Source organism: Kribbella alba (assembly GCF_039529635.1).
GTDB classification, from domain to species: Bacteria; Actinomycetota; Actinomycetes; order Propionibacteriales; family Kribbellaceae; genus Kribbella; species Kribbella alba.
Genome location: NZ_BAAANE010000004.1, coordinates 1,355,216 through 1,382,206, shown reverse-complemented (window position 1 = coordinate 1,382,206; position 26,991 = coordinate 1,355,216). Strand labels below are relative to the sequence as shown.

The window sequence follows — 26,991 nt, the reverse complement described above, 5'->3', positions numbered from 1 at the left end:
CCTTCCGGATCAGGGAGGCCAGCACCACTTCAGGGACAAGCCAGCACTACCCTCAGGTGGATCGGAGGTTCTCCGCGGCGGTCGCCTCGTGGACCTGGCCGCGCAGCAAGTACGCGGCTGCCGCAGCGGCCAACCAGGCCAGCCCGGCCCCGACGGCGACAACCACAACTGCCGAGAGCAGCAGCGGCGAACCGTACCCGCCGTGGACAACGCTTCCGAAGCTTGCAAACATCACGAAGCCGAGGAGGAGGCCTACTGCGATCGCAGGCGCCGTGCTTGACGTCACCTGATGGCGCACCGAGCGGTGTAGCTGGGCTTCTCCTACCCCAAGCACATTCAGGGAGGTCAGCTGGCGCCGCTGGTCGAGCAGGTCATCGGCAGTGCCGGCCAACAGCGAAACCACAGCGATGAGTCCGGTGAACGAGGCCAGGCCCGCGGCGAAACCAAGACCGGTCAGCTGAAAGCTGAGCGACGAGCCCGGATCCTCATCGAACAACAAAGTCGCCACGGTGGCAGCCACGTAGCCGACGGCGACGCTGCAGAAGGTGAGCAACATCATGGTGCGGCCCACCGGCCGAGCTGTCCTCAGCAGGCGCCCGCCGGCCAGGACCTTGAGCGGGTCCGCCGACTCGGTGAGCCGCCGCCCTCGCCAGCTCACCAGCAGTGAGGGCAGGCCTGCGGAGAGCAGGATCACTCCCAAACCGTGCAGCGCCAGCACGAGGTACGCGACGGCGTAGCTGTTGTTGACATCGAAACTGATGAGGTGGGTGATCAGAATCGAGCCCAGGCCAAGGGCGGCAAGGATGATGCCCAGCTTCACCGGTACCGGAGCCCGTACTGTGCCGTCTGGCTTCTCGCCATTGGGGACCACTCCGCGGCCGAGCAGCGCGCCAAGCGACGCAGCGACGACAGTCAGCAGGACTGCGACCACTGGCCAGGTCAGCAGATCGACCAGGTTCGGCGGCGGCAGCATGCGGCCCATCCGTGGGAGCCCCTGGACCAGCAGAGCCAGCAGCAGGTAGACCGGGCCGGCCATAACCCCTCCAGCGAGGCCGGCCATTCCTGCATCGATCGCACCGAGCTTGCGCACGTCGCCAGGAGTCGCGCCGGCCAAACGGAACGCGGCCAGCCGACGATCGCGCGCCGCAGTACCGAGCCGCAGGGCCTGGTAGGTCAGCAGGCAGGCGCAGATGGACACCAGGACAGCTGCGAAGGCGACTCCGCTCCGCAGACCGTCCTCCTGCAGGAAGTTGCTGTAGTTCATGGAGGTCAGTTCACCGTTGAAGCCGAGCCGCTTGACCCGCCAAGCAGCCAGCAGGAAGCCACCGGCGACGGCGATGGTTGTCACCAGCAACAACAGCCGACGGCGATCGGTCCTTGATCGCGGGCGCGCCAGCTCGATCATGGTCGCGAGGTTCATGCCAGTGCCACCTCGTGCTGGACGATGCCGTCGCGGAGGCGGACCTCGCGGTCGGCGTACGCGGCGACCATGTTGTCGTGAGTGACGATCACCAGGGCCGCACCGCCGGTACGAGCCGAGCTGAGGAGGAGTTCCATCATCTGTTCGCCCGCCTGGCTGTCCAGGCTGCCGGTGGGTTCATCGGCGAAGACGATCCCGGGTCCAGTCACCAAGGCCCGCGCGACCGCCGCCCGCTGGTTCTGCCCGCCTGACAACTCGCCGGGCACCGCTGCTGCGTCCTCTGCCACGCCGACTCGCTCCAGCCATTCCAGCGCCGCCCGGCGAGCCGCAGCTCGCTCGTGGCCTTCCAGCAGCAACGGCAGAGCCACGTTGTCGGTCAGCGAGAGGTCCGGGACCAGTTGCCCGAACTGCAGGACCACTCCGGCCTGCGTACGACGTAACCGCGTCCGCGCGGCCTCGGGCAGCTCCGCCAGGTTCTGCCCGGCCAGGGCAACCGTCCCGGCTTGCGGGCGAAGGATTCCCGCAGCGCAGTGCAGCAAGGTGGATTTGCCGCAGCCGCTCGGTCCGGTGACCGCGACGACCTCGCCGGGCCTGACCTTGAGCGACACCCCGCGCAGGGCCACATCACGCCGGTAGGCGTACTCAACCCGGGCCATCTCCAGGGCGAGGTCAGTCATCGACGGGTCTCCTTCAGCTCGGTGATTCGGTCAAGGGCGCCGTCGAGCCAGCGCAGGTCGGCATCCAGGTGCACAGCCAGGTAGTCCCGCACCAGCCGCGCGGGGGTGTCGTCGTCCTCGCCGGGAACCGCGGCCTTCAGCTCGCGGATCCGGCGCAGGTGGCTCGATCGCTGCCGGGCCAGGAATGCGGTGGCGTCCTCGCCGGTGCGGATTGTCGCGACCACCTTGCGGACCAGCTCGTCCACCCCGCCCAGCGCCGGCTGGATCGGCTCGGCCAGCCAGTTCGCGAGGTGCTCGCGGCCCTTCTCGGTGAGTCCGTAGACGGTCCGCTCGGGACCACCGTCGGAGCCCTTGTCCACCACCTCGACGAGTTCGTCCCGCTCGAGCCTCGCCAGGGTTGTGTAGACCTGCCCGAACGCCAGCGGGCGGCTGTCGGGGAACCACGCGTCGTGGCCGCGTTTCACGTCGTACCCGTGGGCGGGACCGCTGTGCAGCAGTCCCAGTACGAGCTCTGCAGTTGCCATGGCGGCGACTATACACACGATGTATGTACTGAGTGAATAGTCCGGGATGCGGGAGTCCGTGCCTGCGGTCGGTAGGATTCGGGGCGTCACCCCTGGAACCAGACCTGGAGTAGTCAGTGGCTCGCGTTGTCGTCGACGTCATGCTCAAGCCCGAGATCCTCGACCCGCAGGGCAAGGCGGTGCACGGTGCGTTCGGCCGGCTCGGCTTCGACGGCGTGGCCGATGTCCGTCAGGGCAAGCGCTTCGAGATCACCCTGGACGGTGAGGCGACCGAGGAGAAGGTGGCCGAGATCCGCAAGGCGGCGGACACGCTGCTGGCCAACCCGGTGATCGAGGACTACACCCTGCACGTCGAAGGCGACGAGCAGTGAAGATCGGGGTCGTCACCTTCCCGGGTTCTCTCGACGACGCGGACGCCCGCCGCGCGGCTGCGGTCGCAGGCGCCGAGGCGGTCGCGCTCTGGCACGGCGACGCCGACCTGCACGGGGTCGACGCGGTGGTGCTGCCCGGCGGCTTCTCGTACGGCGACTATCTGCGCGCCGGGGCGATCTCCCGGTTCGCGCCGGTGATGGGCACGATCATCGAGAAGGCCGCCCAGGGCCTGCCGGTGCTGGGGATCTGCAACGGCTTCCAGGTGCTGTGCGAGTCGCACCTCCTGCCCGGCGCGCTGATCAAGAACCACCACCGCAAGTTCATCTGCAGGGACCAGCCGCTGCGGATCGAGAACAACCGCACCGCCTGGACCAGCGACTACGACGCGAACCACGAGATCACCATCGTGCTGAAGAACCAGGACGGCTCCTACGTCGCGGACGAGGCCACCCTGGACCGGCTCGAGGGCGAGGGCCTGGTGGTCGCCCGCTACCTGGACGAGAACCCGAACGGTTCCTACCGCGACATCGCCGGCATCAGCAACGAGCGCGGCAACGTGGTCGGCCTGATGCCGCATCCCGAGCACTGTGTCGAGACCCTGACGGGTCCGAGCACGGACGGCCTCGGCTTCTTCACCTCGGTGCTGAAGGCCGTCGTCTCCTCCTGATGAACCACCCGTTGCGTCCGAAGACCTGTAGGGCCCGCCCCTCACTTCTTCGGACGCTAGGACTGCTGCTTGCGGCATTCGTGGCTGTCGGTGCAGCAGCCGGTACTGCGAACACCGCGCCGGCCTCCGGTGCTGCGCATGCCGCGCCTGCCGGTACTGCGAACGCCCTGCCGCAGGTGGATCAGAGTCTGCTGGCGAAGGTCGTCGTGATCGGTGTACCCGGGCTCCGTTGGTCCGACGTGAAGGCGTCCCCGGAGCTCACCGCGCTGGTGAACCAGTCCAACGTCGGGTCGATCACGGTCAAGACGGCCGGTCCGCACACCTGTCCCGTCGACGGCTGGCTGACGATCAGCGCGGGCACCCGGGCCTGGGGGAGCGTCCCCGATCAACCCTGCGGGGAACTCCCCGGGCTGGTCGACGGCAAGGTGCAGGGCTGGCAGACGTACGTCAACCGACAGGCCGAGCACCACACCGGAGCACCGCTCGGCCGCCTCGCCGAGACCAACAGCAAGATCTGCGGCTTCGGCCAGGGTGCGGCAGTCGCACTTGCTCACACCGACGGCACGGTCGCGAACTGGCAGCCCACGTTCGACTCCTCGAAGCTCGCAGCCTGCCCTGACGCGATCGTCGACGGCGGCGTGATGCCCCTGAGCGAGGGCCGGGACGAGGCTCGCAAGAAGGTCGCGGAGCTGGTTGCCCAGGCCAGGGCGGCCGACGGTTGGGTCCTGCTCGTCGGCATCGCCCAGGAGACTGCCGACGCGCACCAGGAGCCGCTGGTCGCGATGCAACTCCCGCCGGACAACGGCCCGCGCTGGCTGACCAGCGACTCCACCCGCAGGCCCGGCCTGATCCAGTTGACCGACGTCACCGCCACGATCCTGCGCGGTCAGGCCAAGGAGATCGACCCGGCCGGCAGCGAGGAGCCGGGACCCCTGGATGGCAACGAGATCACCTCCACGGGTGACGTGCACACCGACGCGGCAGCGGTGATCGAGGACCGGCTCGACACGAACCAGCGGTTCGAACAACCCCGGCCCATGCTGGTGGCGGTGGTGACCACCTTGGTGGTGGCGCAGCTCGCCGCGCTCGGCTGGTTCCTGATCACCCGCAGCCGGCGAGCCCGCAGTACGAGTGTGTTCACGATGCTGGCGCAAGGCGGGTTCTTCATCGCGGTGTTCCTGTCCACGGCGACGTCCTGGTGGCGTTGGCCGTCGCCCGGATTCTCCTTGTACTGCGTAGTGCTCGCGATCAGCGCGGGATTCGCCGGACTGGCTCAGCGGCTCCTCAAGAAGCACGCGTACCTGGGGATCCTTGCGGCGGCGTACGTGATTCTGCTCGTCGACGGAGTGCTGGGGACGCCGCTGCAGTTCGGCAGCATGTTCACGGACGGCCCTGTGATCGGCGGCCGGTTCTACGGCTTCGGGAACTCCACCTTCGCCACGCTGGCGGTCGCCGCACTCGTCATGGCTGGCTTCGCCGCGCAGAAGGTGCTGGACCGAAGCAGGGTCGAGGCGGCAGCCGCGGTACTGGTTGTCGGCGGGCTGGCGATCGTTGTGGACGGCAAGCCAGGTTGGGGAACCGACTTCGGCGGCATCATCGCACTGACCCCAGCAGTCCTGCTCCTGGCCTGGTTTACCTGGCGCGGCAACATCTCCTGGAAGGCGCTGGTAGGCATCGGTCTTGCCGGGTTCGTCGCTGTGTCTGCGGTGGCCTATCTCGACTACTTGCGGCCAGAGGACGAGCGCAGCCACTTCGGCACCTTCGTGGCCCGGCTGCTGGACGGTGACGTGAACGACGTGCTGATCCGCAAGCTGCAGATGTCGCTGGGCTTCTTCCACACTCCGGCCGGCTGGGCGATGCTCGTCGCTGTCGTGCTGTCCATGCTTGCCACGGTCAGGCCTGACAAGGTGCCTTCCGAGTCCTACCGTCGGTTCTATGTGGGCAAGCCGATGGTTCGCCCGACTCTGCTGGCTCTGGCAACCTGCGGTCTGGTCGGCATGCTCCTCAACGACGCGGGTGTCGCCCTGCCCGCGATCATGGCCGGCTTCGCCGTCCCCCTGCTGGTCGCACACCTGCTCGCCGCCGGTGCCGATGACCGGCCAGCTACCGTTTTACCCGAGTCCCACCTAGTTCAGGAGTCATAAGTGTCGACCGACCACAGAACCGACACGGTCAGCAACGCGACCAGCACGCCGGACGTCGAGCAGCCGTGGGCGGAGCTCGGGCTGAAGCCGGACGAGTACGAGCGGATCCGCGACATCCTGGACCGGCGGCCGACCAGTTGCGAGCTGGCGATGTATTCGGTGATGTGGAGCGAGCACTGCTCGTACAAGTCGTCCAAGGTGCACCTGAAGAAGTTCGGCGACATCCCGCAGGAGACCCCGGCCGGCAAGATGCTGGCCGGCATCGGGGAGAACGCCGGCGTGATCGACATCGGCGAGGGATACGCCGTCACGTTCAAGGTCGAGTCGCACAACCACCCGTCGTACGTGGAGCCCTACCAGGGTGCGGCCACCGGGGTCGGCGGCATCGTCCGCGACATCCTGGCGATGGGCGCGCGGCCGGTCGCGGTGATGGACCCGCTGCGGTTCGGCCCGCTGGACGCTCCCGACACCAAGCGCGTGCTGCCGGGGATCGTGTCCGGCGTCGGCGGCTACGGCAACAGCCTGGGCCTGCCGAACATCGGCGGCGAGGTCGTCTTCGACCCCACGTACCTGGGCAACCCGCTGGTGAACGCGCTCTGCGTCGGGGTGATGCGGCACGAGGACCTGCACCTTGCGAACGCCACGGGTATCGGCAACCAGATCATCCTGTACGGCGCGAAGACGGGCGGCGACGGGATCGGTGGCGTCTCGGTGCTCGCCAGCGAGACCTTCGCCGAAGGCGGCCCGACCAAGCGGCCGGCGGTCCAGGTCGGCGACCCCTTCATGGAGAAGCTGCTGATCGAGTGCACCCTCGAGCTGTTCGCCGCCCGGATCGTCGAGGGCATCCAGGACCTCGGTGGCGCCGGGCTGTCCTGCGCGACCTCGGAGCTGGCCAGTGCGGGTGACGGCGGCATGTACGTCTCGCTCGACAAGGTGCCGCTGCGGGACGCTTCGCTTGCTCCGGAAGAGATTCTGATGAGCGAGTCGCAGGAGCGGATGATGGCTGTCGTCACTCCTGAGAACGTGGACCGCTTCTTGAAGATCTGCGAGAAATGGGATGTCCAGGCCGACGTGATCGGCGAGGTGACGGACACCGGCCGGCTGCAGATCGACTGGCACGGCGAGCGCGTCGTCGACGTACCGCCGCGGACCGTCGCGCACGAGGGGCCCGTCTACGAGCGCGCGATCGGACGCCCGGCCTGGCAGGACGAGTTGCAGGCCGACGGTGCCGAAAAGTTGCCACGGGCAACCACTGGCGAGGAGCTGCGGGACACGCTGCTGAAGCTGATCGCCTCGCCGAACCTGTGCGACAAGTCCTGGGTGACCGACCAGTACGACCGGTACGTGCTGGGCAACTCGGTGCTCGCGCAGCCCGAGGACAGCGGCATGATCCGGGTCGACGAGACGAGCGGCCTCGGCGTCGCCGTCTCCACCGACTGCAACGGGCGGTTCGCGAAACTCGACCCGTACACGGGCGCCAAGCTCGCGCTGGCCGAGTCCTACCGCAACGTCGCGACCACTGGCGCTCGCCCGGCCGCCGTGACCGACTGCCTGAACTTCGGCTCGCCGGAGGATCCGGGCGTGATGTGGCAGTTCTCCGAGGCGATCCGCGGTCTGGTGGACGGCTGCATCGAGCTGGGGATCCCCGTCACCGGTGGCAACGTGTCGTTCTACAACCAGACCGGTGAAACCCCGATCCTGCCGACGCCCGTAGTCGGCGTACTGGGTGTCATCGACGACGTGACCCGGCGGACCCCGATCGGTTTCACCGCCGAGATGGAGGGCCACCAGCTCTACCTGCTCGGCGACACCGAGGAGGAGCTGTCGGGCTCGGAATGGGCGCACGTGATCCACGGGCACCTGGGCGGACGGCCGCCGGCGGTGGACCTTGCCGCCGAGGCGCAGCTCGCGGACATCCTGATCAACGCGTCGCGCGACGGGCTGATCGACGCCGCGCACGACGTCAGTGACGGTGGTGTCGCGCAGGTGCTGGTCGAGTCGGCGCTGCGCGGTGGTGTCGGGGCTCGCGTGTGGGCGCCGGACGGGCTGGACCCGTTCCTGTTCCTGTTCGCGGAGTCGGCCGGGCGCGCGGTGGTCGCAGTACCGCGGACCGAGGAGGTCCGGTTCACCGACATGTGCACGGCCCGCCGCTTCCCGCACACCAAGATCGGTGTCATCACGGGCGAGTCCCTCGACGTCCAGGACCAGTTCGAGATCCCCCTCACCGACCTGCGCACCGCCTGGACCGCTACCCTCCCTGCCGCCCTCAGCTGACCCGCCGCCGCCCCTTCCGATTGCTTGCGTCCGAAGAAGTGGGGGTCCTGCCCTCCCGCTCTTCGGACGCAACGGGATTGGGGCGGGTCTGGCACACTCGGGGGGAGGCGAGTGGGGAGCATCGATGGTCGACAAGTCGAAGGCGAATCTGGCGAACCTGGCCGGGCTGGCAGCCGCCGCCGGTCAGGAGGCGCGGGTCGCTGCCGCGCGCCGGCGGATGCAGCCGGTGCGGCTCACCGACGAGGAACGCCGGATCTGCACCGACGAACTCTCCGAGCAGTTCGCGATCGGCCGGCTCGACGAGGCCGAGCTGCATCAACGGGTCGACCTCGTGCACAACGCGGTCACGCATGGCGACCTCGGTCCGGCCTTCTCCGGCCTGCCCGCGCCGCGTCTGTATGCGCCGCCTCGCAAGCCGGGTCGCTGGAGGTGGGCCGCCTTCGCAGGTGCCGTCTGGATGGCGTTGCCGTTCTTCCTGACGGGCTTGGTGTTCCTGCTGTTCGGCCGCGAGATCGCCGCCGCGATCTTCGGCATCCCGTCGCTCGCGCTCGTCTTCTTCACCTGGCGCTGGGCCTCCGGCCGCAGCGGTCCGCGCCGGTCCGGACCGTCGGGTTACTGAGCCTGCAGTTGCACGTGGTCGGTGCAGATCTGCATCACGGCGTACTTCTTGGCCTTGACCGTTACTGCGTCGCCGACCTTCACCTCCGCCGCCGTGCGCTCCGCCGGATCCACACCGAGCAGCGACAGCTCGGCAGTCGGCGGGGTGGCGTCGAGGTGCGCCGAGTTCAGGACGGCCCGGCCTCCGCCCGGGAGGGTCACGGGCCCCGACTGCAGCACGTGCGTCGTGCCCGGCGTGTCCGTGCCGGTGCAGGTCGCCGGCGGTGGGGCCGAGTTGGTCTTGTCGTTGCCGCCGCCGCAGCCGCTCGCGAGGGCGAGCACCAGGACCGGGACAGCCGCTGCAACTCGCCTCAAGAGGACTCCTCCAGCTCGATGTACGGCCGCGGACCCGAGACGACCGTGACCACTCGCCACCGTCGGCCGGCGATCTCGCAGTCGTCGCCGTCGCGGAGGTCGAAGCCTGCCACCCAGGTGCCGTCGTCGTGCACCGACAGCCGCGCCTGGTCGGTCCGGGCGTCCACGTCGTTCAGGCCGACGAGCAGCTCCCGGTCCCTGTCCATCACCCGGTAGGGGATGCCCTGCCGGATCCGCCATCTTTCCATGCTCACCCTCCCACCTGGAGTTCCTGGGCGTCTTGGAACAGCTTCTTGAACTCGTCCTTGGTCACGGTGACGGTGGCCGAGTCCGGACCCCACGGGTTACCCAGGACGACCTTGTCGCCCGAGATGCTCTTCACGTAGTACACGTGCCGGCTGACATAGGCGTCCTTCTGCTGCTGTGTCCACTTGTCAGGCACATTGTTCTTGTCGCTGTTCGACGCCACGATCACCGGGTGGCCGCCGTCGAACGACTTCTTCACGTCGTCGTAGTCGGTGCCGATCCCCTCCGACTTGTGCCCGGTCAGGTAGGGCGGCGCCTTCTCGTTGTAGTCCCACTCGAGCGCGCCATAACTGCCCTGCTCGGCCTTGTCGTACCGGGGGTCACCACCCTTGCCGTCGGGTGCGCCACCGCCGTCGCCTTCGTAGACGATCGCGAATGCCTTCTCGTAGTACGCCGCCCAGGTGGAGCCGTCGCCGTGGGCGCCGACCGGGCTGCCGTTCTGGTCGAGCGGCAGTTCGCGGTTCATCGTCACCCAGCGCTGGTTGCCGTCCTTGTCCCAGATCCGGACCGACAGCGTGCCGTTCGGGTTCTCCCTGATGCCCTGGCGAAGGAAGTCCGGGTTCGTCTGGGCCGTCGCCGTCATCGAGGCGATGAACCAGCAGTCGCCGAGCTGGCCCTGGTAGATGTCCTCGGCCAGCGGCTTGCCGGTGAACAGCGGGTCCGACGGAGTGCCGTAATGCATCCCGTTGGTGGACTTGCCGGTCTGGTCGTTGAACTTGTCGAGGTAGACGTCAGTGGAGTCGAAGCCGGGCTGCAACCACGGGAACGCGGTCTGGAACTTGCCCATGTTCTCCGGCCCGGTCTTCGCGAGCAGAGCGCTGGCGAAGTCGACCCGCTCGCCGACCGGCAGGCCGTTGTCCGCGAATGGCCAGATGCCGCCGCCGTGGCTCGACGCCATCTGGTTCCGCAACGAGGCGAGGTCCTCGGGGGAGGCCTGGTCGAGGAGAAGGTCGAGCTCGGCCCCGGTGAGTCCCTTCAACGTGCCGACCACCGCGCGCAGGTCGTCGCGGTTGCCGTTCATCCCGGTGTCCTTGGTCCTCATCGCGCGCAGCGCCTCAAGCGCCTTGCGGATCTTCTCCAGGTCAGGCGGCGGTTCGTCGTTGAAGACCAGGGCCGGGTCGACAGTGCCCTTGCACTCGTCCATCAGCGCCGAGCACTTCTCCAGGTGGGTGGCGCGGCGATCGATGCTGCCGGCCATGTCACCCAGCGAACCCGCGAGGTTGCCCGGCGGGGACAGGGCCATACCGAAGACGCTGACGTTGACCAGCGCGAGCCGCTGGCTGGTCGTGGCCGGCTTGCCGTTCAGGTGGTTCTCCGCCTCCTGCAACACCTTCCGGACGTCACCGTGGAGCTGGGGGGAAGTGCGGGCCATGGTGCGAAGTTCGCCCGCCAGCTTCCGCACGCGTGGGAGGTCGAAGCCCGCGTAGGTCATCGCATCCTCACTTCGGGGCCGGCTCCGCGGCCTTGGCGTCGGCCTCGAGCTTCTCGGCCTCACGGATCCAGGAGTCGGCGCTCACGACCAGGTCGGCGGCGAGCTCGCGGAGGTTCTTCTGATCCTGCATCAGCGACCTGGTCGACTCGATCGCGTAAGGGCCGTGCCAGACCCCGTCCGCGGTCGCCGAGGTGACAGCCTTGTCGATGTGGGTCCCGAGTGGTGGGGCCAGTGCCTTCGCCCTGCGGGCCGCTTCGCGCAGCGCCTGCGCTCGTTTCTTCATCGACTCCGGACTCTCTGGGCCAGGTTCGGACGGTCGCACTCGGTCAACCCCTCTCGTTCGCCGCAGAACCTTAACCCGGTCAGGGGGCGATCCCGCCGCTCGATTAAGTTGGCCGGATGAGCCCCTTGCAGCGCCTGGCCGTGCCTGCCGATGCGCCCGCCGTCGCGGGGTTGATGCGGGCCTCCGTGCTCGACCTCTTCCCGGCGTACTACGACGCGGAGCAGACGGCCAGCGCGTCCGTACACATCGCGGCCCTCGATCTCGCCCTGATCGAGGACGGCACGTACTACGTGCACGAGGCGGCCGGGGAGATCGTCGCCTGCGGTGGATGGAGCCGGCGGAACAAGCTGTACAACGGCACGGAGGCAGGCTCCGACGAACGGTTGCTCGACGCCGCGACCGAGCCGGCCCGGATCCGCGCGATGTTCGTTCGCGGCGACTGGACCCGGCGGGGACTCGGCCGGGCGATCCTCACGTCATGCGTGACGGCGGCGCGGGCCGAGGGGTTCACGCAGCTCGCGCTGATGGCGACGCTGCCCGGAGTCCCGCTCTACAAGGCGTTCGGCTTCACCGAGGTGGAGTCCGCCGAGCTGAGATTGCCCGACGGCGTAGTACTGGGCGGGGTCGCGATGGAACGCGGCATCGACTGAGCTTTCGCAGTACCGACCTGAACCGAGGAGATTCGGCATGACCGCAGGCACGACCGCTCTGGCCCCCGACGGCACCGAGATCGTGCTGGGGGAGATCGGCACTCGCGTGCTACTCGTGAACTCCCGCGTCCGGGTCTGGGAGGTCGCGCTCGACGGCGGCGAGGCGCAGGCCTGGCACCTGCACCACAACCCGTACGTCGTGCTGTGCCTGGCGACTTCTCCCTGCCACATGGATTGGCTCGACGGCAGCCCGGCCCGGCAGCTCAGCGAGACCGTCGGCGGCTCGGTCTACCGCCCGGTGTCCCCGGTTCACATGCTCACGAACGACGGCGACGACCCCTACCGCAACCGCCTGATCGAACTCCTGGACCTTGGCGAGGAGGCTTCGGGTGAGCCTTACACCGTTGCCGACGGCATGCCCGCGGAGAGCGCCTTCGAGGAAGTCGGTGAAATCCCCACCAAGACGGTCGTCGACGAGCCCGACGTGCGCGTCCAGCACGTCACCCCGGAACCGGGCACGTCCTACACCTGGCGCACCGGCGCCTACCCGTCGCTCGTGGTGGACCTCGACCTCGCCACTCCGACCGTCACCTATTTGAACCCCGGCGAGTCCCACACCCTCCCGGCCAAGCCCACGCCGACCTCCGGCTTCAACCTCGTCGAGCTGCGGTACTACGCCAGCTAGCCGGCCGCGAAATGCCGTTGCTGACGGCATCGCGGGTTGAGAAGGTGAGTGCCTCAGGTCATGGAGGTACTACGTTGCGTGGTGCACGGGGTTCGTCGTCGCGGCAGCTGATGCCGTGCTGACGGAATTCGCGCAGACGCTCGGGAGGTATCGCCTGCATGCGCGGCTGCTCTGGCGGGCCTGTCCTGGCTGGACGGTGGCGGCGGCCATGGTCGCGTTGCTGAATTCGGCGGTCGGCACACTGCTGCTGATCTCGACCGGACAGTTCGCCGGGGCGCTGCCCGAGGCGATTCGCGGCGGAGCCGGATCCCCGGCAGCGGATCATGCCTGGCGATGGTTCGCCTTGACCGCGGCTCTGTTGATCACCGGTCCGCTGGTTGCCGCGTTGATGGTCTGGGTGACGGCCAGGACCTCCGCCGGCTACCTCGCTCACGTGTTCGAGTTGGTCGCCGAGACGGGCGTCCACCCACAAGGGATCGAACTGCTGGACTCGCCTGGTTTCTCCGGCCGGCTGCAGGCCGTCGTGGAGGCGACGAGGGATTGGACGTTCACCTTCGGGCTGGACAACACCTGGACCGTGCTGAGCCGCCGACTCGCGGGGGTCGGCGCCATCGTCGTACTGATGTCGTGGCATTGGTGGCTGCCGTTCTTCATCGCCGGTTCGTTCGTGGTGATGTCGAAGACGTACGCGACCTGGCTGAACACCTCCTTCGACAAGTTGTTGCAGACCTCGGCCAGCGAACTCCGACGGGCCCGGTACCTCCGGGGACTGCTGGTTCGGCCCGAGGCAGCCAAGGAGGTCCGGCTGTTCGACCTGACCGACTGGGTGGTGGACCGATACCGCTCGACCTGGCTTTCGGCGATGGCGGCGCTCTGGCCGTTGCGTCAGCGTGGGCTGCGGCCCGTCTACTTGTCCTGCCTGGTGATGGCCGTCGCAGTCGGTGGCGCCCTGGCCTTGCTGACCCACGACGTCGTTGCAGGGACCGTGGGGCTGGCCGGGGTCGTCACCTTGATCCAGGCCATGTTGGCGCTCGAGTCGTTCGGCATCCTCGGGGATCCTCAGCTGGCTCTGGCGCAGAGCACCGCGGCCGCCGTCGAGTTGACCCGGCTCCGTCAGGAGGTCGGCCTGCCGCCGACGCGCCCTGCCGACGAGAGCCCGGAAGACCGTACGACGTCTGTCGGTGCGGTCGAGGTGGTTCTCGATGACGTCACGTTCGCATACCCGACCCGGACAGAACCGGCTGTCGCAAATCTCGACCTGCGGATCCCGGCCGGGCAGTCGGTCGCGATGGTCGGAGTCAACGGTGCGGGGAAGTCCACCGTGATCAAGCTGCTCTGCGGCCTCTACCGACCGGACCAGGGAGCCGTCCGGGTGGGCGGTGCGGATCCTGCGGAAAGCCAGGCGGCCCGTCGGCGAGTGGCCGTGATCTTTCAGGACTTCGTCCGCTATCACCTGTCCTTGCGAGACAACGTCGGAATGGGTGCGGTCGCACGACGAGGAGAGCAGCAGATCCTGGACCGGGCGCTATCCGATGCCGGAGGCAACGGTTTGCTCAAGCGGCTGGAGAGTGGCTGGGACACCGTTCTGTCCGCGGAGTACGAGGGTGGCACGGACCTGTCCGGTGGCCAGTGGCAACGGGTGGCGCTCGCGCGCGCCCTGGCGGCGGTATCCGCAGGCGCCGGCGTACTGATCCTGGATGAGCCCACGGCCGCGCTGGACGTTCGAGCCGAGGCGGCGCTGTTCGACCGCTTCCTGGAGGTCACGCGGGACGTGACGACCATCCTGGTCAGCCACCGACTGTCGAGCGTCCGGCATGCCGACCGGATCGTGGTCCTCGACCCCGGTGCCGGGATCGTCGAGGACGGTAGTCACGAGGAACTGCTGCAGGCAGGCGGCCGATACGCCGAGATGTTCACCCTGCAGGCCCAGCGGTTCGCCCAGGTGGACGAGGGGTCAGGCGGGTGAGAGACAACTGGCGCGGGATCTGGCTGGTCCTGTCCACCTCGGTCCGGACCAGTCCACGGCTGGCCCTGCTAAGCCTGACCGAGACGATGAGCAAGTTGCTGACGGCAGCCGCACCTCTGTTCATCGGCATCTTCGCTGCCGGTGCGATCGACCGCGACAGCCGCCGGATGCTGATCGCCGGCTTGGCGCTGGTCGGATCGACCGCGCTGAACAACGTGCTGCAGACCATCGGCACCAATGCCCGGGTCGCGCTGATGGAGCAGGTCGGCTTCAGCTTCGACGTGAAGATCGCCGAGCTCACGGCTCGGATCCCGACGCTGGAACATCTCGAGAGGGCCGACTATCTGGACCGCTTGCAGATCCTGCGCGACCGGGACGGCATTCTCGGCAGCACGCTGAACGCGCTGATCAATACGGCGAACTCGTTGGTGTATGCGGTCAGCATCCTGCTCGTGGCGGTGTCCGCCGACTGGCGGCTGCTGATCCTTGTTGCGTTGGGTGTTCCGCGGCTGCTGGCGACCCGCTGGTCGATGCGCTGGGGCACCGTTGCCGAGGAGCAGAGTGCAGCACCGAGCCGGCTGTCCGCGCATCTGATCGACCTGACCACGTCCGCCGGCGCGGGCGCGGAGACCCGCGTGTTCGGATTGCAGCGGGAGCTCCAGCGCCGGGTCCGGGCTGCGGCGACAGCCTGGCAGGCGCCCGGCGTACGAGCATCCGTGCAGAATGCCGGGCTGGCTGCGGCGACCGCCATCCTGTTCTTCGGATCAGCGATCGCCTTGCTCGCCTGGATGACCCACGATGCTCTGGCCGGTTCTGTTTCCGTGCAGTCACTGGTGGTCGCCTTCGGCGTCGTCGGCGGCCTGGAGAGAGTCAGCGGGATCGTCTCCTTCGCCGTGCAGGATGTCGCTCGCGTCACGCGCTACATCTCGCGCTTCCTTTGGCTGCGGGATCACGCGGCCTCAGTGGCCGGGGCGCATGACGGTCAGCTCGAACCACCGGACCGGCTGGAGTCGGGAATTCGGCTGGAGGGCGTCAGCTTCCGGTACGCCGGTGCGGACAAGGACTCGATCACCGACGTGACCCTGGACGCGCCGGCCGGCTCAGTGGTGGCCCTCGTCGGAGAGAACGGCGCCGGCAAGTCGACCCTGGTGAAGCTGCTGGCAGGCCTGTACCAGCCGACCCGCGGGCGAATCCTGATCGACGGCATCGACCTGGCGGAGTACGACCTGACGGCTTGGCGCTCGCGCATGTCGGGCGCCTTCCAGGACTACGCCGCCTTCGAATTCATCGCACGTGAGGTCGTCGGCATCGGCGAGCTGGAACGGCTCGGAGACGAAGCTCGGATCCGGCAGGCCCTGTACGACGGGGCGGCCGAGGACGTCCTGCCTTCGCTGCCCGACGGCCTGTCCACTCAGCTAGGGACCACCTGGGCTGGTGGCGTCGATCTGTCTGGTGGCCAAGGGCAACGACTTGCCATCAGCCGGGGGATGATGCGGTCGCGCCCGCTGCTGCTCATCCTGGACGAGCCCACCTCGGCGCTCGACGCCGCCACCGAGCACAACCTGTTCGAGCGGTACGCGGCTGCCGCACGCGAGGCAGTCGGACGAGGCGCCGTGACCCTGCTCGTCACGCATCGCTTCTCCACCGTGGCCGCGGCAGACCTGGTCGTCGTACTGGACCAAGGCCGAGTCGTCGAGGCCGGCCGTCACCCCGACCTGCTCGCCAAGGGCGGCCACTACGCCGCCCTCTACAACCTCCAGGCGCGAGGCTACCGCTGACCGAACAGGTCTCGGACGGCAGCCGCGGTGGGCAGGGTCAAGGCTTGCGCGGCCGTCTTCGCGGCCTCGGCCAGGCTGGTCTGGCGGAGGCGGGACTTGATGATCGGCACCTGGGGCCCGACGGCACTCAGCTCGCGGATGCCCAGGCCGGCAAGGAGAACAGCGGCGTCGGGGTCGCTCGCGAGGTCGCCGCAGACTGCTACCTCGACCCCGAGCGGAACCCCGCGGACAACCCGGTCGATGAGCTGGAGAACCGCTGGATCCAGGCCGTCGGCCAGGCTTGCGACCGCACTGTTGCCGCGATCCGCGGCGGTCGTGTACTGCGTGAGGTCGTTCGTGCCGATGCTGACGAAGTCGAGGCCCTCGGCCAGGGACGAGATGCGGAGCGCAGCGGCCGGTACTTCGACCATGATGCCGACCTTGACGTCCCATCCCGACGCCCCGATATCGGCGAGCTCGCTCAACGCCCAGGCAACCTCCTCGGAGGTCGTCACCATCGGGAACATCACCTGAACCGGCGCCTCGGCCGCGACCTGGGAGATCGCCCGCAGCTGATCCCGGAGCAATTCCGGACGCTTCCGGAACACCCGGATCCCGCGCTCGCCCAGGAACGGGTTCGCCTCCCGCTCCTGCGGCAGGAACGGCAGCGGCTTGTCGCCACCGATGTCCCAGGTCCGGATGGTGATCGGCTTCCCGCCGAACGCCGACGCGATCGCCCGGAACACCTCGACCTGCTCTTCCACCCTCGGAGCAGTCCGCCGATCGCCGAAGAGCACCTCGGTCCGAACGAGGCCCGACCCGTCGGCCCCATACGCGTCCAGCGCATCCTGCACCGACCCGACGTTCGCGAACACCTGGATGGTCGTCCCATCCACCGTCACCGCGGGCCGATCCGCCTCCGCCAACGCGGTTTCCCGTTCGGCCGCGCGCTCCCGCAGCGTCGTACGGAATTCAGCGCCGCCGTCGGCAGGCTCGACCACGAACGACCCCGCCCGTGCGTCGAAGGCAACCAACGCCCCCGCCGGCACCTCGACCTCGCCGATCCCGGTGATCAACGGAATCCCCCGCGACCGCGCGACGATCACGCCATGCCCGGTCGTCCCGGCAGCCCGAACCGCGACCCCCGCGATCCTCTCGGCCTCCAGCGTCGCAGCCGTCGCCGCGTCAAGCTCCCGTACTACGAGCACGCCGCCCGCCGGTGGTTCCGCGGGCTCGGTGGACCCGGTCAGGGCACGGAGGACCCGGTCGCGCACGCTACGAACGTCCTGTGCGCGCTCTCGCTGATAGGGATCGTCCAAACCCTCGAAAGCCGAGGCCAGTTTGTCCAATGCGGTGGTCCAGGCCTCCGGCGCACTCGTGCCCTCAGCGATCGCGCGGAACACCGCGTCGAGCTGAACGACGTCGTCCAGTAAGGCCAGCTGCGCGTCGAAGATCGCACCCTCCGCCGCTCCGACCTGCTCAGCGGTGCGATCCCGGAGCCGAGCCAGCTGCTTCTCAGCGTCCCATTGCGCCTCCTTCGCCCGCGCTCGCTCAGCGTCGATATCACCGGGAAGGTAGCCACTCAGGTCCACACTCTGCTCGAGCACCACAGCCGGCCCGACTGCCACATCAAGGCCGGACCCGCCTTTCCGAACAACCGCAACCCCGGCTCCCGCCGCGAGTCCAGCGCCAGCTTCGGCCCCAGCTTCGACTCCTGCGCTGGTTCCGGCCACGGCCGCAGTTGCTGCTGTTCCTCCTCCGCCCGGGCCGAGAGCAGGGGCAGTTGCAGGGGTGTCGTCGAAGGCGCGATCCGCTAGTTCGCGGACTGCCTCCAGCGCCGCGCCGGCCTGCGGGCCGGTTGCGCCTACGCGAAGGCGATGGCCCTGCTGGGCGTTGAGGGTGGCGACCATGCTCAGACTGCCTGCATTGACCGGGCCGCGTCCGGTGTCGACATCCGTCAGCGTGACGGCCGCGTCGTACCGCTGAACCAGTGCGACCAACTTCGCGGCCGGTCTGGCATGCAGACCATGGTTGTTGCTAACAGCAACTTCAATGACCTGCTCGTTGCCTTCAGCCAGTTGCGTTGAGTCGATGTCGCCGGTCGCAGGAAGATCGCCGAGATGGTCCTGCTTGCCCGCGAGACCGCGCGAGGCCTCCGCGACCACGGCGTCGAGCGGTGCGCCGGTTGACGCCGTGACGACTGCTGCCACGAGCCCCTCGACCAGAGGTGCGCTCGACAGCACAACCCGCTCCGCGACCTCGGGATCGACGAACTCCAGTGCCATCTCGGCGCTCAGCACCGCACTCCCGAGGTCGAGCAGCACCAGTACGCCGTCCGGGCTGTCGGCAGTCCCGATCGCCTCGGCAACCGCCGCCGCGTCGGTACCGAAGGTGGTCTCATCCAGCCCGGCGGCAACCGCGATCACGGGGCGATCGTCGTCGCCGACCATTTCCGAAGCGAGCGCCACCGCAGCTGCCGCCAGCGCGCGGCTGTGCGACACCACCACGATCCCGATCAATGGAGAACCATCCCAGTCCAGTGGCCGACTGGGCTCATGCCAGGGTTCGGGCGGCTGATTCCAGCACCAGCGTGGTGCTGGTTGCGCCTGGGTCCTGGTGGCCTGCGCTGCGTTCGCCGAGATAGCTTGCCCGCCCCTTGCGAGCGACCAGCGGCGTTGTCGCGTCTCGACCCTTCGCGGCGGCTTCGGCGGCGGCGCCGAGCGCCCCGGCGAGGTCGGAACCACCCGCCACCGCCTCGTCGTACGCGTCGAGCGCCGGCGCCCAGGCGTCGTACATGGTCTTGTCACCGAGCTCGGCCTTGCCGCGGGCCAGGATGCCGCCGACGCCCGCCTTCAGCGCCTCGCCGACGGTGGCCGGTGTGATCTCGGCGCCGGCCAGTGCGGTCCCGAAGCGGAGGAAGAACGTGCCGTACAGCGGCCCGCTCGCCCCGCCGACCTTGCTGACCAGCGTCATGCCCGCCTTCTTGAGCAGTTCGTCGACTGTCTCGAACGAGCTCTCGTCCAGCACCGCGACGACCGCCTGGAAGCCGCGGTCCATGTTCGCGCCGTGGTCCGCGTCCCCGATCGCCGAGTCGAGCTCGGTCAGGTACGCCGAGTTGTCGTGCAGCGTCTTCGCCAGGTCCCGCAACCAGTCACCGAATGCCTCGACGTCCGCCATGCTCACGCGCCCCAGCGTAGGCCCGGGGTGTTCACCGGCGCGTCCCACAGACGTACCAGTTCGTCGTCCACCTTCAGCAAGGTGACCGAGCAACCGGCCATCTCCAGCGAGGTGATGTAGTTGCCGACCAGCGACCGTGCCACCGTGATGCCCGCGCGATCCAGCAGCTGCCGGACCTCGTTGTACATCACGTACAGCTCGATCAGCGGTGTCCCGCCCATCCCGTTGACGAAGGCAATCACCGTATCGCCTTGCTGATAAGGAAGATCGCTGAGCACAGGATCGACCAGCATCGCGGCGATCTCCTTGGCCGGCGCCAACGGCAATCGCCGGCGACCGGGCTCGCCGTGGATGCCGATGCCGACCTCCATCTCGCTCTCGGCCAGCTCGAACGTCGGCTTGCCCGCGGCTGGGACAGTGCAGGACGTGAGCGCCATGCCCATGCTGCGACCCTGGTCGTTGACCCGCTTGGCGAGGTCGGCGACCTCCTGTAGCGGCCGGCCTTCCTCCGCGGCTGCGCCGACGATCTTCTCCAGCAGCACGGTGACGCCGACACCCCGGCGACCGGCGGTGTAAAGGCTGTCCTGGACGGCCACATCGTCGTCGGTCACCACCGAGAGGACCTCGACGCCCGCGTCGGCGGCAGCGAGCTCGGCGGCCATCTCGAAGTTCATCACGTCGCCGGTGTAGTTCTTGACGATGTGCAGCACACCCGCGCCGGCGTCGACCTCCTTGGTCGCGGCCATCATCTGGTCGGGCACCGGTGAGGTGAACACCTCACCCGCGCAGGCGGCATCCAGCATGCCGAGACCGACGAACCCGCCGTGCATGGGCTCGTGGCCGGAACCGCCACCCGAGATCAGCCCGACCTTGCCGGGCCTGGGCGCGTCCTTGCGATAGACGATCCGGTTCTCGTGGTCGACCCGGATGTGGTCCGGGTGCGCCGCCTCCATCCCCCGCAGTGCTTCACTCACAACATCAGCAGGGTCGTTGATGAGCTTCTTCATGCCCCCATCTGAGCACACCGAACGCCCCCGCGGGAGCCCCCAGCAACCGCCCGGTCCCCGGACCCCGGCGGACGACGTACCGGCGGCTCGGGCCGTGGCGTACGACGTGCTGGCCCGCCCCGGCGTACGGCGTACCTGTCAGGTCGGCTGGGTCGTGGCCACGGCGACGTGCCGACCGGAGCTGCCTGGATCGGTGAACAAGGCGACCGGGACCCCTGGAGCAGGTTCAGTCCTTGGGCCTCAGGAGTGGGCGGACGACCTCGCGGGCGTCGTGGATCCGGGACTTGATGGTGCCGAGCGGGGCTCCGACCTCGGCCGCGATCTCCTCGTAGGACAGGCCGTACACGTCCCGCAGTACCAGCGGGGTGACCATCTGCGGGCGGTCGCGCTCGAGCGTCTCCAGCGCCTCCAGCAGGTCCAGGCGGGTGCCCGCGATCACGCTGGTGGTGCGCGGGTCGGGCCGTTCCAGCTGCTCGGGGTTGTGCGCGGCCTGGGCGCTGCGCTTCAGCTTGCGGTACGTCGACCGGGCCGAGTTCGCCGCGACCGAGTGGACCCAGGTGGAGAAGCTGCTCCGGCCGGAGTACGTGTGGATCTTGGTGGCGATGTTGAGCAGGGCTTCCTGGGCCGCGTCCTCGGCGTCCGCTGAGTACGGCAGCACGCTGCGGCAGATCCGCAGGACGCGAGGGTGGACCAGCCTCAACAGGTCGTCCATCGCGTTCTTGTCACCGCCGGCGGCACGCTCGGCCAGGACTCCGAGCTCGTCGGTCGGACCGCTGCTTTCGCTCATCTGCGCCTTCGTTGTCATCGGTCCCCGGGCGTGGGACTCCGAGTGCTCCATAATGCCTTGTATGGGGGTCCCATCCAGACTAGGCCGGTATGTCGTGCGCCGACGCCTGGGCTCAGGCGGTTTCGCGACGGTGTGGCTCGCGTACGACGAGCAACTGGATGCCGAGGTCGCGGTCAAGGTGCTGGCCGACAACTGGGCCCATGACGACTCGGTACGCCGCCGGTTCCTCGAGGAGGGCCGGTTCCTGCGCCGGGTCGAGTCCGAGCACATCGTCCAGGTGCACGACGTCGGCGAACTGGAGGACGGGCGCCCGTTCCTGGTGCTCACGTATGCCGACCGCGGCACGCTGGCGGATCGCCTGAAGAAGGAGCCGCTGGGCCTCGAGGCAGCGGTCGGGGTGGTCGTCCAGGTCGGCCGCGGACTTCAGGCGCTGCACCGCCGCGGGCTGCTTCACCGGGACGTGAAACCGGCCAACGTGCTCTTCCGGAGCACCGACGAGGGCGAGCGGGCGGTCCTGTCCGACCTGGGCCTGGGCAAATCCCTGGACGAGGTCTCCCGGATCACCATGCCCGGCGGGACCCCGTCGTACGTCGCGCCGGAGCAGGCGATGGGCGAGCGGCTGGACGAACGCGCGGACCAGTACTCGCTGGGAGCGGTCGCGTACGCCGCGCTGACAGGTCGTTCCCCGCACCAGGTCGACGGCCTGGGCGCCGCCGGACGGGTTGAGGCGGCGCCGCCACCGAGTTCGCTCGGCTTCGATGTGCCCGACCGGGTGGACGCGGCGATCGTCCGGGCCCTGGAGCCGGATCGCGAGAAGCGATGGCCTGACGTGGTCTCCTTCACCCGCGAACTCGTCGGCGCCCTCGACGAGACCACCCACGACTTCGTCTCCTCGGCGGTCGCGACCGCCCCGGCCGCCGGCGCCGTGAGCGATGCGGCGACCGTGGCGCCCGAGCGGTCCGGCGAGAAGACCGCCCTGAGCGACTCGAACGCGCCGACCATCGTCAAGACCCCGTCAGGCACCCCCAGCGAGACAAAACCCGCGCTGGCCGCGCCGGCGGGAGCGTCTGACGGCATCGCAGCCGCGTCCATCGCGGCGCCCGCGGACGACTCAAAAACAGGAGGTGCGGAGGCGGAGGCTTGGAAGACCGCTGGTTCCGCCTGGCGCCTCAGGCGGCGGCGGAGGCGGTGGCTGGTCGCCGCTATGCTCGCGCTCGTCCTGGGCGGCGGGGCGGGATTCGGCCTGCAGCGGTACCTCGGAGCGCGGCAGTTGGTCGACATCATCCGGACTGACTTCAGCCTGCGGGTCCCGAACTCCATGGCCGGCGTGGTCGTCCAATCGACCTGGCGCCCGCCGGGAAGTACTTCGGACCAGCCGGCGATCCGGGTGAGCAAGGACGAGGGTTGGACCACCGCCGGTCGGCAGACGCCCGGCGTGTTCGTGGGCGCGATGCCGAATGTCGGCGACCTCCACAAGGTGCTGCCCAGCGCCGACCCGTACGGCTGCGACAGTGTCGGGCCAGTCACAGAGAGCCAGCGCGACGGCACCCAGACGCTGGAGAGGCTCTCGTCGGGCTGCGCCGGCGGCAGCACTATGCTGCAGCGTGTGACATTGTCGTCGACCGGCTTGATGCTACTCGTGCAGGTCCAGGTGCCCGATTCCGACCGTGCCCAGGCCATCGTGGTGGCCAACTCGGTCTCTTACAACGGGCCCGCGAACCCATGAGGATTGTCGCTGAACGGCTCCGGCCGTCACCTGCCCTGGTCCAGTCCAGCCGGCGCCGTTTCTACCGGCTCCGCTCGACGGTCTTCCGCATCATCTGGCCGCGCTGAGCTCAAGCTGGGTGCTGGAGGCAACTACTGGGAGGAGTCGTCGCGGGTGACGCTGGTGGTGGCATGGTCGAGGACGGCGTCGACGGCGGCTCGGTCCTGGGAAAGGCCGGTGGAGCTCATCTCGACCGCGACGTTCCCGCTGGAGTCCAGCGCGGCCCACCGCACGACCACATAGCGCAGAGTCAGGTCCGGGACGTAGGTGTAGGTCAGCGTCGCGGTCCGCGCCTTCGGGTCGACCTGTTGGGAGAGGATTTTGAGCGCCTGGCTGGACGGGACCGATTTCAGCAGCGCGATTCTGGCGGCCATCGAGTCCGCCGGCGGCCGGGTGATGGTGAAGCCGGCCTCGATCCGGATCCAGCGCTTCCCGGTCGGATCGGTGAACCTGGCCTCGTCCTGCGGATCCGGCTGGGTCATCTTCCAGTTTCCGGGCACCTTCAGCGTGACTCTGGAGCGGACCGTGCTCTCCGCGAAGAACGCGCGGGTCCGGTAGGTGAGATTCTCGGCCAGCAGCGGTGGCGAGTCGTCCGGCCTGGGTGTCTTCGGCGGCTCGATCGGTGAGGACGGTGGCGTCGACGGGCTGGCGGCCGTTAGCGGCGCGGCGTTGCCGGTCGAGTCTGACGCCACCGAACTGGTCAGCCAGCCGATGCCGTAGCCCCCCGCTCCGCCGAGCAGGGTGACCGCGAGCAATCCGGAACCGAGTAGAGCGCGTCCTACCATCGACACGACCACCCCTCCTCCCCGGTCCGCCCCGATAAGTCCTTGGACACCGTAAACCGGCGAAAGGTTCGTTGCCTGCCGCACGGTGTCGCGATCAGCACCAACCGGCAGCCCGGGTCAGTCCTTCAGTTGTACCGACTTGGTCGCCTCGGCGAGCACGGGCGCGAGCCCGGCGGCATCCTGCGGCAGGCCGGTGACGCTCATCTCGACGGTGGCCGTGTCGTCGCCGCCGGTCGCCACCCAGCGGACGACCACATACCGCCGGGTCTTGATCGGGATGTAGGTGTAGGTCAGCGTCGACACCGTGCGCGGTTGGCCGTCCACGCCGGTCACCTGGCTGTCGGTCTGCGACAGGATCCGCAGATCGTTCTCGTAGGCCTGGCTCGACTTCAGGTTGTTCACCAACTCGTGCATCGAGTCGGTCGTGGACTGCTTCGGCGCGAGTCCCGACTCGACCCGGACGCCGCGTTCCTTCAGCGGATCGAGGAACTTCACTTCGCGCGGTGCCTTCGGGTCCCTGGTCAACTGCCAGCCCCGCGCCATCCTGATCGACAGCCGGAGCGATGCCCCGGAGTCAGCCCGGACTGTGAAGCTCTGCGTGCGGAAGGTCAACTCGTCGGCCTTCAGGCCGGCCAGCGTGTTCGGCTCGGGCGTCTTGCGGGGCAGCGGCTCCTGCGTTGGGAAGCCGGCCAGTGGCGCGGCCGCTGCAACCTCGTCGACAGGAGACGGCTGCTCGAGCCATGCGCCGCCTACGTAGCCGCCGACACCACCCAGCACGCCGAGCAGCAGCACGCCGCTCACCAGGATCGGAGCTTTCACTCGTCCACCGGTCCCCGGCCCAGGAGTTGGTCCTCAGTCAACACCCGGCCATCTTCTCAGGCGGGAATGTAGGTCACCGCACTGAATCCTTTCAAGACAGGGCCACGGAGCTATTGACACTCCCTCCACATCCGTCCGTAGCGTGCCCAAGTTGAGGAAAATAACACTCCGTTACGTCTAGTTCACGTCAATCGGCGATATTTTCTGGAGCCTTGTCTTGCTCCGACCTCAGGAGAACCGTCGCATCAGTGGCGCCTTAGCCTGCGGCCGCCGGCCTGACCAGTGATTCGCCGGGCCGGCGACGACCAGCATCGACGCCACGTCCCGGCCTCGTCTACAGGTCCCCGGCCTCGTCTACAGGTCCCCCCGGCTCGGCGTCTTCGCGGCTGCGGTGTACCGACCGACAGGAAGTAGTCCATCCCCAAGCCACGCGACCGCCGGAAGCATGGCCCTGGTGACGCGATCGGGCCGGCTACTACCTGTCGGTCGGTACGGGAGACCCGGTCCACACCCCCAGTTGGCCGCGGTCGCACCCCGGCTGAGCGACGAGGCCCGACTGGAGGGGGTCGACTCGGTCGGTACGGAGACCCCGTCCACACCCCAGGCGGCCGCCGTCGCACCCCCCGGGCCGAGTCACCAGGACTGGCTGGAGGGGGCGATTCGGTCGGTACCAGGCGGTCGTGTCGGTCGGGAGTTTGCGTCCAACCAGCGGGGCCAGACCTACGGTTACCCACTGATCTTGTGGGTTGCCCTCCGGTATTTTCATGGGGCAACCCACAACGTCAGTGGGTAACCCTCTCTGATGGTCGTGAGCAACCAGCCGGGCTAAGTCGAAGGCCTGACTGCGGCCCGGGAAAATGAGCGCGCTGCGGGACCTCCCGAACCGCGGATGACCTGGCTGGAGCCACCCGGTCAGGCAGGGCGACGCTGCTCTCCCGTGCCCGTCCGATGTCGATGAGCCGCGACGGAGGAGCGGCGGTGGGCGGAGTACCGCTGGAACCGTGGGGGATGTTGGCGACGTCGAAGTCGGCATGAAGCTCAAGGTTCGTGTGGTGCAGTACTGCCGCCAGGGGGCCGAGTGCTGGTATGCCGACATCGACGATGCCGACGACCGTCAGCCAGATGATCCCTACTGGTACGTCGACGGCTGCCGCACGCAGGCGGAAGCACTCGCCGCCGCGTGCGCCCAGCTTCTCGCCTTCGACCGGTACTTCGCTACCGGCCGCTTCCCGTCCCGCATCAGCCAGAGCTCCAGCTCCGCGGCCCAGCTCCAGCTCCGCAGCCGAAGGTCCACCTCCGCGGCTTAGCTTCAAGTCCGCGCCTTAGCTCCAGCTCCGCAGCCAAAGCTCCAGCTCTGCGGCCTAGCTCCAGTTCCGCAGTCAAAGCTCCAGTTCCGCAGTCAAAGCTCCAGTTCCGCAGCCAGAGCTCCAGGTCTGCGGCCTAGCTCCAGCTCCGCAGCCAAAGGTCCAGCTCCGCGGGCTAGCGCCGGCTGACGCGGCCCAGTCACCGCTGCAGGGTGCCTGCCAGGAGAACGGGAGCGTTGTTGCAGAGGAATCTGTTGCGAAGGGCAACCATGCTGTCGGTGAGTGCGGTGGCGCGTGGGGTGATCACCCCAGGGGACAGCAAAGTCGTCTCCCCGGCGGTTTCGAACTCTCGCGCGCTGTTCGAGACCAGGTTCAGGAGCTCCGTGTTGATCCGCAAAGTCAGCCGCTGCAAGGCGATCCGGTGGGCTGCCACGCCTCTCAGACCGAGCAGGAGTCGTTCCGCGACGACGATCTCGGTCCACGCCTCCGCCAGTTGATCCGCGAGGCCCTGCTCACCCAGCCAAGGCTCTAATGCCTCGCCTAGCCTGCGCCGGTAGGTGTCCACCCATGGTGAACAAACGGCACCGTCGGCGGGGATGCTGAAGACCGCAGGAGTTGATCCATCGGCCACGATCACCTGGAGCATCGCGAGCCGCTCGCGCACCTTCGCGAACCGAGGCGACCGCCCGAACAGGTCCAGGTCGTACTCCACGAGAATCCCGGCACGGCGCAACGTCTGCACGGCGACGAGCAACTCGCGGAGCCTTAGCGGATCAGCCGGGATGCCAGAAAGGTCCAGCCGGACCAGGAACAACCCGGTGTCGCGCAGCGATTGGAAGACGGCGGCCGACACGTCGCCCGGCGTACAGCGGGTGCTCCACAGGACGTGGCCGAGCAGGCCATCGGAGCTGAGTTGGTCGACTACGTCGGCGCCGAAGGATCTGCCCGGGCGGGACGAGTCGCAGTGCAGGGTGAGAATGGTCGCGCCGTGCAGGCTCTCGCTGAACCTGCGCAGCACCCACGTGCCCTGATCAGTATCCATGGTCCCCCCATGACGCCGATCGACTGACTAAAAGGTCCGCCGTTCCCCGCCCGATGTCAAGGGCGCCGTCACGGATCGTCACCCCTCAACTTTTGGGATTGAGGAGTCACGTCCCGCACCAAGGCCGCGCCCTTCGATTGCGCTGAGCAACGCCGTGTGCACTGGCAGAAACCTGG

General features: G+C 68.5%; 25 protein-coding genes and 1 pseudogene. 11 read left to right on the top strand and 15 right to left on the bottom strand.

All coding sequences use genetic code 11. From position 1 onward, the window contains the following. Positions 1-52 precede the first annotated feature (52 nt). Genes ABD210_RS13415 through ABD210_RS13405 form a run of 3 tightly spaced genes read right to left on the bottom strand, consistent with a single transcriptional unit; the run spans position 53 to position 2,621 of the window. Positions 53-1,420, bottom strand: coding sequence for an FtsX-like permease family protein (locus tag ABD210_RS13415; protein ID WP_344111530.1), 1,368 nt, complete (start codon positions 1,418-1,420; stop codon positions 53-55). After that, positions 1,417-2,097, bottom strand: a complete 681-nt coding sequence (locus ABD210_RS13410; protein WP_344111528.1) for an ABC transporter ATP-binding protein — start codon at positions 2,095-2,097, stop codon at positions 1,417-1,419. Before ABD210_RS13410 ends, ABD210_RS13415 begins: the two co-directional genes overlap by 4 nt. Continuing rightward, positions 2,094-2,621 carry a PadR family transcriptional regulator gene (locus ABD210_RS13405; protein ID WP_344111526.1) on the bottom strand — a complete coding sequence of 176 codons (528 nt, stop codon included), beginning with the start codon at positions 2,619-2,621 and terminating at the stop codon, positions 2,094-2,096. Before ABD210_RS13405 ends, ABD210_RS13410 begins: the two co-directional genes overlap by 4 nt. 116 nt (positions 2,622-2,737) lie before the next feature. Between ABD210_RS13405 and purS the strand changes: the two genes are divergently transcribed. The 5 genes from purS to ABD210_RS13380 all read left to right on the top strand — a co-directional run bounded on the left by purS (position 2,738) and on the right by ABD210_RS13380 (position 8,697). Beyond that, the gene (gene purS, locus ABD210_RS13400; protein WP_344111525.1) at positions 2,738-2,992 is read left to right on the top strand and encodes a phosphoribosylformylglycinamidine synthase subunit PurS; all 255 of its coding nucleotides are present in this window, start codon (positions 2,738-2,740) and stop codon (positions 2,990-2,992) included. Further along, complete coding sequence (gene purQ, locus ABD210_RS13395) at positions 2,989-3,660, top strand: phosphoribosylformylglycinamidine synthase subunit PurQ (RefSeq protein WP_344111524.1); 672 nt, start codon at positions 2,989-2,991, stop codon at positions 3,658-3,660. The genes purS and purQ overlap by 4 nt, the downstream gene beginning before the upstream one ends. 80 nt (positions 3,661-3,740) lie before the next feature. Then, complete coding sequence (locus ABD210_RS13390) at positions 3,741-5,804, top strand: hypothetical protein (protein ID WP_344111523.1); 2,064 nt, start codon at positions 3,741-3,743, stop codon at positions 5,802-5,804. After that, positions 5,805-8,078: a phosphoribosylformylglycinamidine synthase subunit PurL gene (purL, locus tag ABD210_RS13385; protein ID WP_344111522.1), complete on the top strand. Its 2,274-nt coding sequence runs from the start codon at positions 5,805-5,807 to the stop codon at positions 8,076-8,078. Positions 8,079-8,202: 124 nt separating this feature from the next. Further along, positions 8,203-8,697, top strand: coding sequence for a DUF1707 SHOCT-like domain-containing protein (locus ABD210_RS13380; RefSeq protein ID WP_344111521.1), 495 nt, complete (start codon positions 8,203-8,205; stop codon positions 8,695-8,697). Here ABD210_RS13380 and ABD210_RS13375 read toward each other — a convergent pair. The 4 genes from ABD210_RS13375 to ABD210_RS13360 are packed head-to-tail and all read right to left on the bottom strand — an operon-like array spanning position 8,691 to position 11,071. Beyond that, on the bottom strand, positions 8,691-9,050 hold the full coding sequence (locus ABD210_RS13375) for a hypothetical protein (protein WP_344111520.1): 360 nt from the start codon (positions 9,048-9,050) through the stop codon (positions 8,691-8,693). The genes ABD210_RS13380 and ABD210_RS13375 overlap by 7 nt on opposite strands. Further along, entirely contained in the window at positions 9,047-9,298 is a 252-nt protein-coding gene (locus ABD210_RS13370) for a hypothetical protein (RefSeq protein WP_344111519.1), read from the bottom strand. The genes ABD210_RS13375 and ABD210_RS13370 overlap by 4 nt, the downstream gene beginning before the upstream one ends. A 2-nt stretch (positions 9,299-9,300) precedes the next feature. Continuing rightward, positions 9,301-10,788, bottom strand: a complete 1,488-nt coding sequence (locus ABD210_RS13365; protein WP_344111518.1) for a C2 family cysteine protease — start codon at positions 10,786-10,788, stop codon at positions 9,301-9,303. A gap of 7 nt (positions 10,789-10,795) precedes the next feature. Beyond that, the gene (locus ABD210_RS13360; protein WP_344111517.1) at positions 10,796-11,071 is read right to left on the bottom strand and encodes a hypothetical protein; all 276 of its coding nucleotides are present in this window, start codon (positions 11,069-11,071) and stop codon (positions 10,796-10,798) included. Positions 11,072-11,187: 116 nt separating this feature from the next. Here ABD210_RS13360 and ABD210_RS13355 point away from each other — a divergent pair, with 116 nt between their 5' ends. The 4 genes from ABD210_RS13355 (at position 11,188) to ABD210_RS13340 (ending at position 16,150) form a co-directional block, all read left to right on the top strand. Then, positions 11,188-11,721, top strand: coding sequence for a GNAT family N-acetyltransferase (locus ABD210_RS13355; RefSeq protein ID WP_344111515.1), 534 nt, complete (start codon positions 11,188-11,190; stop codon positions 11,719-11,721). Between the two features lie 37 nt (positions 11,722-11,758). Beyond that, complete coding sequence (locus ABD210_RS13350) at positions 11,759-12,406, top strand: cupin domain-containing protein (RefSeq protein WP_344111513.1); 648 nt, start codon at positions 11,759-11,761, stop codon at positions 12,404-12,406. A gap of 115 nt (positions 12,407-12,521) precedes the next feature. Continuing rightward, on the top strand, positions 12,522-14,372 hold the full coding sequence (locus ABD210_RS13345) for an ABC transporter ATP-binding protein (RefSeq protein WP_344111512.1): 1,851 nt from the start codon (positions 12,522-12,524) through the stop codon (positions 14,370-14,372). Beyond that, positions 14,369-16,150: an ABC transporter ATP-binding protein gene (locus ABD210_RS13340; protein ID WP_344111511.1), complete on the top strand. Its 1,782-nt coding sequence runs from the start codon at positions 14,369-14,371 to the stop codon at positions 16,148-16,150. Before ABD210_RS13345 ends, ABD210_RS13340 begins: the two co-directional genes overlap by 4 nt. On the opposite strand, the gene ptsP is transcribed toward ABD210_RS13340, so the two are convergent. From ptsP to ABD210_RS13315, 5 genes and pseudogenes are all read right to left on the bottom strand, one after another. After that, positions 16,141-18,183 carry a phosphoenolpyruvate--protein phosphotransferase gene (gene ptsP / locus ABD210_RS13335; RefSeq protein WP_425552674.1) on the bottom strand — a complete coding sequence of 681 codons (2,043 nt, stop codon included), beginning with the start codon at positions 18,181-18,183 and terminating at the stop codon, positions 16,141-16,143. The genes ABD210_RS13340 and ptsP overlap by 10 nt on opposite strands. 54 nt (positions 18,184-18,237) lie before the next feature. Further along, positions 18,238-18,648: pseudogene (gene dhaM / locus ABD210_RS13330) on the bottom strand (dihydroxyacetone kinase phosphoryl donor subunit DhaM); the annotation flags it as partial. A 34-nt stretch (positions 18,649-18,682) separates the two neighbouring features. Continuing rightward, a complete protein-coding gene (dhaL, locus tag ABD210_RS13325; RefSeq protein ID WP_344112051.1) occupies positions 18,683-19,306 on the bottom strand; it encodes a dihydroxyacetone kinase subunit DhaL in 624 nt (207 codons plus the stop codon). A 2-nt stretch (positions 19,307-19,308) separates the two neighbouring features. Next, positions 19,309-20,313 carry a dihydroxyacetone kinase subunit DhaK gene (gene dhaK, locus ABD210_RS13320; protein ID WP_344111510.1) on the bottom strand — a complete coding sequence of 335 codons (1,005 nt, stop codon included), beginning with the start codon at positions 20,311-20,313 and terminating at the stop codon, positions 19,309-19,311. A gap of 226 nt (positions 20,314-20,539) precedes the next feature. Further along, complete coding sequence (locus ABD210_RS13315; protein ID WP_344111508.1) at positions 20,540-21,100, bottom strand: RNA polymerase sigma factor; 561 nt, start codon at positions 21,098-21,100, stop codon at positions 20,540-20,542. 61 nt (positions 21,101-21,161) lie between these two features. Here ABD210_RS13315 and ABD210_RS13310 point away from each other — a divergent pair, with 61 nt between their 5' ends. After that, entirely contained in the window at positions 21,162-22,826 is a 1,665-nt protein-coding gene (locus ABD210_RS13310) for a serine/threonine-protein kinase (RefSeq protein ID WP_344111507.1), read from the top strand. 131 nt (positions 22,827-22,957) lie between these two features. Here ABD210_RS13310 and ABD210_RS13305 read toward each other — a convergent pair whose 3' ends face one another. After that, complete coding sequence (locus ABD210_RS13305; RefSeq protein ID WP_344111506.1) at positions 22,958-23,656, bottom strand: hypothetical protein; 699 nt, start codon at positions 23,654-23,656, stop codon at positions 22,958-22,960. Between the two features lie 111 nt (positions 23,657-23,767). Beyond that, positions 23,768-24,469 (bottom strand): hypothetical protein, encoded by a 702-nt coding sequence (locus ABD210_RS13300; protein WP_344111504.1) that lies wholly within the window; start codon positions 24,467-24,469, stop codon positions 23,768-23,770. Positions 24,470-25,500: 1,031 nt separating this feature from the next. Here ABD210_RS13300 and ABD210_RS13295 point away from each other — a divergent pair. Continuing rightward, positions 25,501-25,776 (top strand): hypothetical protein, encoded by a 276-nt coding sequence (locus ABD210_RS13295; protein WP_344111502.1) that lies wholly within the window; start codon positions 25,501-25,503, stop codon positions 25,774-25,776. Positions 25,777-25,972: 196 nt separating this feature from the next. Here the strand turns inward: ABD210_RS13295 and ABD210_RS13290 are convergent, their stop codons facing one another. Next, entirely contained in the window at positions 25,973-26,815 is an 843-nt protein-coding gene (locus ABD210_RS13290; protein WP_344111501.1) for a hypothetical protein, read from the bottom strand. Positions 26,816-26,991: the final 176 nt, after the last annotated feature.